Annotated in this window: 13 protein-coding genes; 11 read left to right on the top strand and 2 right to left on the bottom strand. The window is 63.6% G+C overall.

Features of this window, described 5'->3' with window-relative positions:
- Both NPS47_RS19600 and NPS47_RS19595 read right to left on the bottom strand, forming a co-directional pair.
- A partial coding sequence (locus tag NPS47_RS19600; protein ID WP_274296439.1) for an EscU/YscU/HrcU family type III secretion system export apparatus switch protein occupies nt 1-309 on the bottom strand: 309 nt, incomplete at its 3' end.
- A 92-nt stretch (nt 310-401) separates the two neighbouring features.
- Entirely contained in the window at nt 402-1,967 is a 1,566-nt protein-coding gene (locus tag NPS47_RS19595) for a flagellar hook-length control protein FliK (protein ID WP_274296438.1), read from the bottom strand.
- Nucleotides 1,968-2,130: 163 nt separating this feature from the next.
- Between NPS47_RS19595 and ccmA the strand changes: the two genes are divergently transcribed.
- Genes ccmA through NPS47_RS19540 form a run of 11 tightly spaced genes read left to right on the top strand, consistent with a single transcriptional unit; the run spans nt 2,131 to nt 10,472 of the window.
- Nucleotides 2,131-2,763 (top strand): cytochrome c biogenesis heme-transporting ATPase CcmA, encoded by a 633-nt coding sequence (ccmA, locus tag NPS47_RS19590; RefSeq protein ID WP_274296437.1) that lies wholly within the window; start codon nt 2,131-2,133, stop codon nt 2,761-2,763.
- The gene (gene ccmB / locus NPS47_RS19585) at nt 2,760-3,428 is read left to right on the top strand and encodes a heme exporter protein CcmB (RefSeq protein ID WP_038616869.1); all 669 of its coding nucleotides are present in this window, start codon (nt 2,760-2,762) and stop codon (nt 3,426-3,428) included. The genes ccmA and ccmB overlap by 4 nt, the downstream gene beginning before the upstream one ends.
- A gap of 43 nt (nt 3,429-3,471) precedes the next feature.
- The gene (locus NPS47_RS19580) at nt 3,472-4,248 is read left to right on the top strand and encodes a heme ABC transporter permease (protein ID WP_274296436.1); all 777 of its coding nucleotides are present in this window, start codon (nt 3,472-3,474) and stop codon (nt 4,246-4,248) included.
- On the top strand, nt 4,245-4,421 hold the full coding sequence (gene ccmD, locus NPS47_RS19575) for a heme exporter protein CcmD (RefSeq protein WP_274296435.1): 177 nt from the start codon (nt 4,245-4,247) through the stop codon (nt 4,419-4,421). The genes NPS47_RS19580 and ccmD overlap by 4 nt, the downstream gene beginning before the upstream one ends.
- Nucleotides 4,418-4,873, top strand: a complete 456-nt coding sequence (gene ccmE / locus NPS47_RS19570) for a cytochrome c maturation protein CcmE (protein WP_274296434.1) — start codon at nt 4,418-4,420, stop codon at nt 4,871-4,873. The genes ccmD and ccmE overlap by 4 nt, the downstream gene beginning before the upstream one ends.
- 11 nt (nt 4,874-4,884) lie before the next feature.
- The gene (locus tag NPS47_RS19565) at nt 4,885-6,858 is read left to right on the top strand and encodes a heme lyase CcmF/NrfE family subunit (RefSeq protein WP_274296440.1); all 1,974 of its coding nucleotides are present in this window, start codon (nt 4,885-4,887) and stop codon (nt 6,856-6,858) included.
- A complete protein-coding gene (locus NPS47_RS19560; protein ID WP_274296433.1) occupies nt 6,855-7,391 on the top strand; it encodes a DsbE family thiol:disulfide interchange protein in 537 nt (178 codons plus the stop codon). Before NPS47_RS19565 ends, NPS47_RS19560 begins: the two co-directional genes overlap by 4 nt.
- The gene (locus NPS47_RS19555; RefSeq protein WP_274296432.1) at nt 7,388-7,864 is read left to right on the top strand and encodes a cytochrome c-type biogenesis protein; all 477 of its coding nucleotides are present in this window, start codon (nt 7,388-7,390) and stop codon (nt 7,862-7,864) included. The genes NPS47_RS19560 and NPS47_RS19555 overlap by 4 nt, the downstream gene beginning before the upstream one ends.
- Complete coding sequence (gene ccmI, locus NPS47_RS19550; protein WP_274296431.1) at nt 7,857-9,062, top strand: c-type cytochrome biogenesis protein CcmI; 1,206 nt, start codon at nt 7,857-7,859, stop codon at nt 9,060-9,062. Before NPS47_RS19555 ends, ccmI begins: the two co-directional genes overlap by 8 nt.
- A gap of 9 nt (nt 9,063-9,071) precedes the next feature.
- Nucleotides 9,072-9,488, top strand: coding sequence for a hypothetical protein (locus tag NPS47_RS19545; RefSeq protein ID WP_274296430.1), 417 nt, complete (start codon nt 9,072-9,074; stop codon nt 9,486-9,488).
- A gap of 45 nt (nt 9,489-9,533) precedes the next feature.
- Nucleotides 9,534-10,472, top strand: a complete 939-nt coding sequence (locus tag NPS47_RS19540) for a 2-hydroxyacid dehydrogenase (protein ID WP_274296429.1) — start codon at nt 9,534-9,536, stop codon at nt 10,470-10,472.
- Nucleotides 10,473-10,503: the final 31 nt, after the last annotated feature.

The following is a 10,503-nucleotide window of genomic DNA, read 5'->3' as shown; positions in this document are numbered from 1 at the left end:
CGGCGGGGTAATATCCCGCTCCTGCGGTTCTTCAGCGACAAATCCCACTGGTACTTTCCCCTTGAGCTGCCAGGCAAAGGCGATGATTTCGGCAAGGGTCAGGTACAGTGCCTCGGGAATCTGCTCGCCCAGCTCCATGCGTGCCAGCAGGCGCACCAGCTCGGCATTCTCGTAGATCGGTACTTCGTGTTCGCGGGCGATGGCCAGGATGGCCTCGGCCAGCTCGTCGTCACCTTTGGCGCTGAGGGTCGGTGCCTGTTGGCCGTCGTAGGTCAAGGCAATGGCCTGGCGTGGATTCTTATTGATCATACGGTTTCACCTACCCTGTGGGAGCGGGCTTGCCCCGCGATGCGATGGGGTTGACTGGACGCAATCGCGGGGCAAGCCCGCTCCCACCGACGTCATGCGGTTTCATCCACCCAGCGTTGCTCCAGTCGGGTACGCGGCCCTTGCGGGGGAGTACCGTGATGGCAATGCAGTTCAGTCACGTTAAGGCCACGGGCCAGCAGGCGTTCGCGCAAGTTACCCAGCTGACCTTCGATCAGTTGCGCGGTACGCGGCAGTTCAGCCCACAGCTGGCTGGACAGGGCGCCTTGGCTGATCTGTGCCTGCACCTGTAGCGGCCCCAGTGGATCCAGGTCGAAGGACAGCTCGACACGCCAGAGCATTTCCAGCGGATCGCGACGCTCGCGCTCCGGATCGGCTTGCTGTTCCGGGGTTTCTTCACGCTGCAGCTTGATTTGCAACGGCACGAATTCCTGGCCGTTACGCAGGGGGATTTCCAGTTGCCAGGTGGTCTGCAGGTTGCCGTCAGCGCTGGTGCCGGTTTGCTCCAGGCTGGCCAGTTGATGGCTTTGCAGCCGGGAAATTGCTGCGGCGGCCAGGCGCAGCAGATGTTCCAGGTCGCCTTCACCGTCCTGGCTCTGTAGCAATCGCGAGGGCAGGGGAAAGCCGCCGGGCTGCGGGCGTGGGCTGACCTGGCCAAGCATGCCGAGGGCGTTGCGGACCATGCCGGGCATTACCTGGGCCAGGGTGCTGGCAGCGACGCTTGGATTGAACTGAGCGTTGCCAGGCAACCCCGGCAACAACTGCGCCACCAGTCGCACCACCTGCGCCTTGAGGTCGGGGGCGAGGTTAGCGGGCAGGCCGGCAACCAGCTTGGCCTCCAGGAACACGCCACTGTTGTTCAAGGCCTGGGCCAGACCTTTGGGGTCGCTGAGCTGGCGCACGTCCGGCAGGCTGGCCAGCAGCTTGTCCACCGTGGTGCGCACTTCACTGGACGAGGTGTTGTTGTCGCGCACCTGCTGCAGTGCATTGAGCAAGCCTTGCAGCGACGCCTGGCGACTTTGCTGGGTGCTCAAGTGCTGGGTAATAGCCAACTGCTCCTGACGCCCGCTCAACGGTACGAAGGTCAACGACTGATCGCCCTGTACCCGGGCGCTGAGCAGGCTGCCCACCGGTAGCGGGCGAGGGCTGTCGATGGTCAGGGTGGCGCCTGTCTGTGGACTGAGCAGGCTCACCAGCGAGCGGAACTGGGCGAGCTGGCCGACCACCTGCGGCAGTGCCTGACTGGTCAGGACCTTGCCTTGCAGCAGGCTGCCGACCGGCATCTCGCGGGTATCGATACGGGTCAGGCTGGCAACGTTGCTGGCGATCGCCTGTTGCACGCTGATGGTCAGGTTCGCGCTGCTGCTCTGGCTCACCGCCAGCTGGCTGCCTTGCGCCAGGGGCTGGTTGCTGCTGGCCTGGACGTTGGTCTGCTTGCCATTGTCCTGGGTCAGTTTGAGCAGCATCTGGAAATCCTGGCCAACCTGACGCAGCGCCAGCACTTCGGCCTTGGCGGTTTCGCCGGGGGCCAGCAAGGCTGGTTGCGGTTGCAGCAGGCGCAACAGTTCGCCGGTCATCGCCGAACGCAACTGAGGGGCGGCCGGAATCTGTGCGCCAAGGTTGTTAATTTCGCCTGTCATCAGCTGGCAACCTGTTGAAATAGCCCTCTTTGCAGTAGGACATCACATGTATAATGCCGCCCGATCTTTCGCGATCAGAGCGGCCGGGCTGTATCTGCACTGCCAGTATAACGGCAGGGCCGGGGCCGACTTGAGACAGGCATCCCAAGCATAAGGCGAAACTGTGACCCCTCATCTCGAAGCCGTGGGCCTGGCCTGCGAGCGCGACTGGCGAATGCTGTTCGAAAACCTCGAATTGCACCTGGCTGCAGGCGACATGCTGCAGATCAGCGGCCCCAATGGCAGCGGCAAAACCAGCCTGTTACGCCTGCTGGCCGGGCTCATGAGCCCGACCGCCGGGCAGATTCGCCTCGACGGTAAACCCCTGGTTGAACAGCGCCACGAGCTGGCCAAAATCCTCCTGTGGATCGGCCATGCCGCCGGTATCAAAGACCTGCTCAGCCCCGAAGAGAACCTCGCCTGGCTCTGCGCCCTGCATCGCCCGGCCGAACCTGAAGCCATTTGGAAAGCCCTCGAGGCGGTCGGCCTGCGCGGTTTCGAGGATGTCCCCTGTCATACCCTGTCGGCCGGCCAGCAGCGCCGGGTGGCGCTGGCTCGCCTGTATCTGGACAGTCCACCGTTGTGGATCCTCGACGAACCCTTTACCGCCCTCGACAAACAGGGCGTGGCCCAGCTTGAGGCGCACCTGACGGCCCATTGCGAGCAGGGCGGGATGGTCGTGCTGACCACCCACCACACGCTGGAACGCAAGCCGTCCGGTTACCGTGAACTGAACCTGGGGCAGTGGGCCGCATGAGTGTCTTTGTCCTGTTGTTGCGTCGTGAAGCGCGTCTGTTGTGCCGCCGTCCAGCGGAGCTGGCCAACCCGCTGGTGTTCTTCGCCATCGTCATTGCCCTGTTCCCGTTGGCGGTCGGTCCCGAGACTCAATTGTTGCAAACCTTGTCTCCGGGACTGGTCTGGGTAGCGGCGCTTTTATCGGTTCTGCTCTCGCTGGACGGGCTTTTCCGCAGTGATTTCGAGGATGGATCGCTGGAGCAGTGGGTCCTTTCGTCGCACCCCCTGCCTCTTCTGGTACTGGCAAAAGTACTGGCACACTGGGCCTTTTCCGGCCTGGCACTGGTATTGTTGGCACCCTTGCTGGCACTGATGCTAGGTTTGCCTTCGGCCTGCCTGCCGGTGCTGCTGGCATCGTTGTTGCTCGGTACCCCGGTATTGAGCCTGCTGGGCGCTGTGGGTGCAGCCCTGACAGTCGGTCTGAAACGTGGCGGCCTGCTGCTGGCGCTACTGATTCTGCCGTTATATATCCCGGTGTTGATCCTGGGCAGTGGCGCCTTGCAGGCGGCATTGCAAGCTATGCCGGCGACCGGTTATCTGCTTTGGCTGGGTAGCCTGACCGCCCTGGCAGTAACTCTGGCACCCTTTGCAATAGCGGCTGGCCTGAAGATCAGCGTCGGCGAATAATGAGGTCTGGGCCCTGCCCAGCAAAGACCCTGGATGTACCGTGATGAAAAGCAGCGTTATCAGCTGGACGTGGTTTCATAAACTGGGTTCGCCCAAGTGGTTCTATGCCATCAGCGGGCGCATGCTGCCGTGGCTGACGGTGGCCGCGATCCTGTTGATCGGCATCGGCGTGGTCTGGGGCCTGGCCTTTGCGCCCCAGGATTACCAACAGGGCAACAGCTTTCGGATTATCTACATTCACGTACCGGCCGCCATGCTGGCGCAGTCCTGCTACGTGATGCTGGCCGTGGCCGGGGTGGTCGGGCTGGTGTGGAAGATGAAGATTGCCGACGTCGCCCTGCAGTGTGCCGCGCCCATCGGTGCCTGGATGACCGCAGTAGCGCTGGTCACCGGCGCCATCTGGGGCAAGCCGACCTGGGGCAGCTGGTGGGTCTGGGATGCGCGACTGACGTCGATGCTGATCCTGCTGTTCCTGTATTTCGGCCTCATCGCCCTGGGCCATGCCATCACTAACCGTGAAAGTGCGGCCAAGGCCTGTGCCGTGCTGGCGATTGTCGGCGTGATCAATATCCCGATCATCAAATACTCGGTGGAATGGTGGAACACACTGCACCAGGGCGCCACCTTCACCCTGACCGAAAAACCGGCCATGCCAGCCGAGATGTGGCTGCCGCTATTGCTGACGGTATTGGGTTTCTACTGCTTCTTCGGTGCCGTGCTGTTGCTGCGCATGCGCCTTGAAGTGCTCAAGCGCGAAGCGCGCACCAGTTGGGTCAGGGAGGAGGTCATGAACAGCCTGGGACGGGAGATGGCGCGATGAGTTTCGCCTCTTTCAGTGATTTTCTCGCCATGGGCCATCACGGCCTGTACGTCTGGTCGGCCTACGGCATCTGCCTGCTGGTGCTGGCTGTCAACGTTGCCACGCCGTTACGGGCGCGGCGTCGTTACCTGCAAGAAGAGGCGCGTCGTCTGCGCCGGGAGAACAACCAGTGAATCCGCTACGCAAGAAGCGCCTGTTCATCATCCTCGGCCTGCTGGCCGGGGTTGGCATCGCCGTAGGCCTGGCCTTGAGTGCCCTGCAGCAGAACATCAACCTGTTCTACACCCCGACCCAGATCGCCAACGGCGAAGCACCGCTCGATACCCGTATTCGTGCCGGCGGCATGGTCGAGAAGGGCTCGCTGCAGCGTTCGGGCGACTCGCTCGACGTTCGCTTTGTGGTCACCGACTTCAACAAGTCGGTACCGATCACCTACCGTGGCATCCTTCCCGACCTGTTCCGTGAAGGGCAGGGCATCGTTGCCCTGGGCAAGCTCAATGCCGAGGGCGTGGTGGTGGCCGATGAAGTGCTGGCCAAGCACGACGAGAAGTACATGCCGCCAGAGGTGACCAAAGCCCTCAAGGAAAGCGGCCAGGCGGCCACCGATGCGGGAGTCAAGCCATGAACGCGGCGCTGATCATTCCTGAACTCGGCCAGTTGGCGATGATCCTGGCGATCTGCTTTGCCGCCGTGCAGGCCACCGTGCCACTGCTCGGCGCCTGGCGCGGCGACAGCCTGTGGATGAGCCTGGCGCGGCCTGCGGCCTGGGGCCAGTTTGCCTTCCTGGCGTTTGCCTTTGCCTGCCTGACCCATGCCTTCATGACCGACAACTTCTCGGTCGCCTATGTCGCCAACAACTCCAACAGCGCCTTGCCCTGGTACTTCAAGTTCAGCGCGGTGTGGGGTGCCCACGAGGGCTCGCTGCTGCTTTGGGCGATGATCCTCGGCGGCTGGACCTTCGCCGTATCGGTGTTTTCCCGACAGCTGCCGCAGGTCATGCTGGCCCGCGTGCTGGCGGTGATGGGCATGATCAGCGTCGGCTTCCTGTCGTTCCTGATCGTCACCTCCAACCCGTTCACGCGCCTGTTGCCGCAGGTGCCGACCGACGGCGCCGACCTCAATCCACTGCTGCAAGACATCGGCCTGATCGTTCACCCGCCGATGCTGTACATGGGTTATGTGGGTTTCTCGGTGGCCTTTGCCTTCGCCATCGCCGCCTTGCTCGGCGGTCGTCTGGACGCCGCCTGGGCGCGTTGGTCGCGGCCCTGGACCCTGGTGGCCTGGGCGTTCCTCGGTATCGGTATCACCCTCGGCTCGTGGTGGGCTTACTACGAACTGGGCTGGGGTGGCTGGTGGTTCTGGGACCCGGTGGAAAACGCCTCGTTCATGCCCTGGCTGGTGGGCACCGCACTGATTCACTCGCTGGCGGTCACGGAAAAGCGTGGCGTGTTCAAGAGCTGGACCGTGCTGCTGGCGATCGCGGCGTTCTCGCTGAGCCTGCTCGGTACCTTCCTGGTCCGTTCCGGGGTGCTGACTTCGGTGCACGCCTTCGCTTCCGATCCCGAGCGCGGTGTGTTCATCCTGATCTTCCTGTTGTTTGTCGTCGGTGGCTCGCTGACCCTGTTCGCCCTGCGCGCGCCGGTGGTCAAGAGCCAGGTCGGCTTTGCCCTGTGGTCGCGTGAAACGCTGCTGCTGGCCAACAACATCGTGCTGGTGGTCGCCGCCTCGATGATCCTCCTCGGCACTCTCTATCCGCTGATCCTCGACGCCCTGACCGGGGCCAAGCTGTCGGTCGGTCCGCCGTACTTCAATGCGCTGTTCATTCCGCTGATAGCCTTGCTGATGCTGGTCATGGCCGTTGGAGTGATCGTGCGCTGGAAAGACACGCCGACCCGCTGGCTGCTGAGCATGCTGACCCCGGTGCTGATCGCCAGTGCCGTGCTGGCGCCGATTGGCGGGCTTTTGGTCGAAGACTTCGACTGGCAAGTGCTGACCACCTTCGCCCTGGCTGCGTGGATAGTGTTGGCCGGCGCTCGCGACATCCTCGACAAGACCCGTCACAAAGGTCTGTTCAAGGGGTTGCGCGGCCTGAACCGCAGCTACTGGGGCATGCACCTGGCCCACCTGGGCCTGGCCGTGTGCGCCCTGGGTGTGGTGCTGTCGAGCAACAACAGTGCCGAGCGTGACTTGCGCCTGGAGCCGGGCGAGTCGGTGGAGCTGGGCGGCTATCACTTCATTTTCGAAGGTGCCAAGCACTTCGAGGGGCCTAACTTCACCTCCGACAAGGGCACGGTGCGGGTCGTCGAGAACGGCCGCGAGATCAGCGTGCTGCACCCGGAGAAGCGCCTGTACACCGTGCAGCAATCGATGATGACCGAAGCCGGCATCGATGCCGGTTTCACCCGCGATCTCTACGTCGCTCTCGGCGAGCCGCTGGACAACGGCGCCTGGGCGGTGCGTGTACACGTCAAACCCTTTGTGCGCTGGATCTGGCTGGGCGGTCTGCTGACCGGCCTGGGTGGCCTGCTGGCGGCCATGGACGGGCGTTATCGAGTCAAGGTCAAAGCCCGCGTGCGTGAAGTACTGGGCATGTCTGGAGCAACTGCATGAAGCGTTGGATCATGGTGCTGCCGCTGGCGGTGTTTCTGCTGGTGGCGGTGTTTCTCTACCGCGGTCTGTTCCTCGACCCCACCGAGCTGCCCTCTGCAATGATCGGCAAGACGTTCCCGGCCTTTGCGCTGAAAACGGTGCAGGACGGCAAGCCTTTGACCGAAGCCGACCTGATCGGCAAGCCGGCGCTGGTCAACGTCTGGGCCACTTGGTGCCCGTCGTGCAAGGTCGAGCATCCGTACCTGAACAAGCTGGCCGAGCAGGGCGTGGTCATCCATGGGGTCAACTACAAGGATGACAACGCCGCAGCGATCAAGTGGCTGGCCGAATTCCATAACCCTTACCAGCTCAATATCAGCGACGAGCAAGGCAGCCTGGGCTTGAACCTGGGGGTGTACGGCGCGCCGGAAACCTTCCTGGTCGATGCCAAGGGCATCATCCGTTACAAGCACGTCGGTGTGGTCGATGCCACGGTCTGGCGTGAACAGCTGGCGCCGCTGTATCAGGGCCTGGTCGATGAGGCCAAGCCATGAAGCGCTGGTTTGCAGCCGCTGTGCTCGGCCTGAGCCTGGCCGGGGTGACCCAGGCGGCGATCGATACCTATCAGTTCGCCGATGACGCCGAACGCGCGCGTTACCACGACCTGACCAAGGAACTGCGCTGCCCCAAGTGCCAGAACCAGGACATCGCCGACTCCAACGCGCCGATTGCCGCCGACCTGCGCCGGGAGATCTTCCGCATGCTCGGCGAGGGCAAGAGCAATCAGCAGATCATCGACTTCATGGTCGATCGTTACGGTGATTTCGTGCGCTACAAGCCCGAGCTGACCGCCCGCACCTGGTTGCTGTGGTTCGGCCCCGGCGTGTTGCTGGTGGGCGGCTTCGGCCTGCTCGCGCTGATCGTGCGCAAGCGTCGGGCGCAGAGCACTGGTGGCCCTGTCGACCTTTCCCCCGAGGAGCGTGAGCGCCTCGCCAAATTGCTGGACAAAGAACAGACCCATGACTGATTTCTGGCTTGCTGCAGGCCTGCTGTTGCTGGTGGCCCTGAGCTTTTTGCTGATCCCGGTGTTGCGCGGCCGTCGTGCGCAACTGGAAGAAGACCGCACCGCTCTGAACGTCGCCCTGTACCAGGAGCGCGTTGCCGAGCTGACTGCCCAGCAGGCGGCCGGCGTGCTCGATGAGGCGCAACTGGCCAATGGCCGGGATGAAGCCGCGCGCGAGCTGTTGGCCGACACCGAGAACGCTGAACCCCAGCGCCTGGGCCGTCTGGGCAAGCCGCTGCCGTTGCTGGCAGCGGTGCTGGTGCCGTTGATGGGCCTGGGTCTGTACCTGCATTTCGGTGCCAGCGAGCAGGTTGAACTGACTCAGCAGTTCGCCAAGGCGCCGCAGTCCATGGAAGAGATGACCACGCGCCTTGAGCGTGCCGTCGAGGCGCAACCGGATTCGGCCGAAGGCCTGTACTTCCTTGGCCGTGCCTATATGGCCCAGGAGCGGCCAGCCGATGCCGCCAAGGTCTTCGAGCGTGCTGCCGGCCTGGCTAATCGGCAGCCGGAGCTGCTCGGGCAATGGGCCCAGGCGCTGTACTTCGCCAACGACAAGCAGTGGACTGCGCAATTGCAGGCGCTCACCGACGAAGCGCTCAAGGCTGACCCTAACGAAGTCACCAGCCTGGGCCTGCTCGGTATCGCCGCCTTCGAGAGCGAGCATTACCAGCAAGCCATCGACTACTGGAACCGGCTGTTGGTGCAGTTGCCGGAAGGCGACGCTTCACGGGCTGCCTTGCAGGGCGGTATCGATCGCGCCCAGGACAAGCTCAAGGCGGGCGCAGGCAAAGTCGCTTCTGCACCGGCAGTGGCTGCAGCGGGTGCCCGCCTGAAGGTGCGGGTCGAGCTGGCGCCAGCGCTGAAAGACAAGGTCAAGGCTGACGACACGGTATTCATCTTCGCCCGCGCCAGCTCCGGCCCGCCCATGCCGCTGGCGGCCAAGCGCGTGACCGTGGCGCAGTTGCCGATTGAAGTGGAACTCAGCGACAGCGATGCCATGCTGCCGAACATGAAACTGTCGAGCTTTCCTGAAGTCCAACTGGTTGCGCGCGTCTCGCGCGCTGGCCAGCCGACCCAGGGTGAGTGGATCGGTCACAGCAGCCCGCTGGCCAGCAGCACCACCGCTGCACAGCACCTGACCATCGACAGCCCGGACCAGTAGAGAGTCGCTATGAACAGCATTGCCCGCCTTGCCCTTCTTTCCCTGGCCGTGGGCCTTAGCGCGTGTACTGTTCATCAGCCCTCTGAACCGACCGTGCCACCGATTGAAAGCTTGCCGCCGGGGCCGAGCACCAAACCGGCACCGCGCCCGAGCACGGTGCCGAGCAAGCCACCGGTCGTCACCCCGGCGCCCAAGCCGATGCCGCGTACCTCGGCGAGCTTCGCACCACCGCCCGGCGGTGCCAGCCACTGGGATCCGCGCCTGGGCGTGTATGTGCTCGAAGGCCAGACCAACACCTTCTACCGCCAGCGTACCTACTACCGCTGGAACAACGGCTGGAGCTGGTCGACCAACCTCAACGGCCCGTGGCAGGAAACCGACAGCAGTGGCGTGCCAGGCGGTCTGGGCCGGGCTTTCGCGCAATAGCCCAAGCTGCGCATAATGCCCCCTCGCATTGAGCCGGAGGGTGGCATGAGCAAGACAGTCCTGGTACTGGTGGAAACCGTTGACGATTACCTGCCGCTGCTGGAACAGGCGGGTTATCGCCTGATCCGCGCGCAGACGCCACAACGGCGCGCCGAGGCCATCGCCCACCGCGCCAATGAGATCGACGCGGTGCTGACCCGCGGCCCATTGGGCCTTAGCGCCGATGAAATCGCGGCCTTGCCGAGCTTGCAAATCACCTGTGTGATCGGTGCTGGCTACGAGCAGGTAGACCTGGCGGCCGCGGCAGCGCGCGGCATCACTGTCACCAATGGCGCCGGTGCCAATGCCAATGCGGTGGCTGACCATGCCATGGCGCTGCTGCTGGCGGTGGTCCGTGACATTCCGCGTGCCGATGCCTCGACCCGCCGAGGTGAATGGAACCGGGTTATCAGCCCGTCGGTGAGTGGCAAGCGCCTGGGCATCCTCGGCCTCGGGGCTGTCGGCCTGGCCATCGCTAAACGCGCAGCGCAAGGCTTCGACATGCAGGTTAACTACCACAACCGAAACCCGCGCGAGGATGTGCCCTACCGTTATTGCGACAGTCCGTTGGCGCTGGCACAGGCCTCGGACTTTCTCATCGTCGCTACGCCCGGTGGCGCAAACACCCGTCAATTGATCGACGCGCCGGTGCTTGAAGCGCTGGGCGCGGAAGGCTTTCTGGTCAACATTGCCCGTGCCAGTGTGGTCAGTACTGCTGATATGGTGCAGGCGCTGCGCAGTGGTGTGATTGCCGGGGCAGGGCTGGATGTGTTCGATGACGAGCCGGCCGTGGCGGATGACCTCAAGGCGCTGGGCAATGTGGTTCTGACCCCGCATGTAGCAGGGCAGTCACCGGATGCGGCACAGGATACCGTGCAACTGGTACTGAAGAACCTGCAGGCGTTTTTTTCCGGAGAGCCAGTGTTGACGCCGGTGCGGGCTTAATCGGAAGCAGCATCGCGGGGCTGCTAGACTG

The sequence above is a fragment of the Pseudomonas putida genome, from assembly GCF_028682475.1.
Taxonomy (GTDB): domain Bacteria; phylum Pseudomonadota; class Gammaproteobacteria; order Pseudomonadales; family Pseudomonadaceae; genus Aquipseudomonas; species Aquipseudomonas putida_AG.
Note: the sequence above shows the minus strand (reverse complement) of the source record. Positions and strands in the feature narration are given on the sequence as shown.

Coding starts and splice junctions, on each gene's coding strand:
- NPS47_RS19595 (WP_274296438.1), bottom strand. CDS start 1,967: ATGACAGGCGAAATTAACAACCTTGGCGCACAGATTCCGGCCGCCCCT.
- ccmB (WP_038616869.1), top strand. CDS start 2,760: ATGAGTGTCTTTGTCCTGTTGTTGCGTCGTGAAGCGCGTCTGTTGTGC.
- NPS47_RS19580 (WP_274296436.1), top strand. CDS start 3,472: ATGAAAAGCAGCGTTATCAGCTGGACGTGGTTTCATAAACTGGGTTCG.
- ccmD (WP_274296435.1), top strand. CDS start 4,245: ATGAGTTTCGCCTCTTTCAGTGATTTTCTCGCCATGGGCCATCACGGC.
- NPS47_RS19560 (WP_274296433.1), top strand. CDS start 6,855: ATGAAGCGTTGGATCATGGTGCTGCCGCTGGCGGTGTTTCTGCTGGTG.
- NPS47_RS19555 (WP_274296432.1), top strand. CDS start 7,388: ATGAAGCGCTGGTTTGCAGCCGCTGTGCTCGGCCTGAGCCTGGCCGGG.
- ccmI (WP_274296431.1), top strand. CDS start 7,857: ATGACTGATTTCTGGCTTGCTGCAGGCCTGCTGTTGCTGGTGGCCCTG.
- NPS47_RS19545 (WP_274296430.1), top strand. CDS start 9,072: ATGAACAGCATTGCCCGCCTTGCCCTTCTTTCCCTGGCCGTGGGCCTT.
- NPS47_RS19540 (WP_274296429.1), top strand. CDS start 9,534: ATGAGCAAGACAGTCCTGGTACTGGTGGAAACCGTTGACGATTACCTG.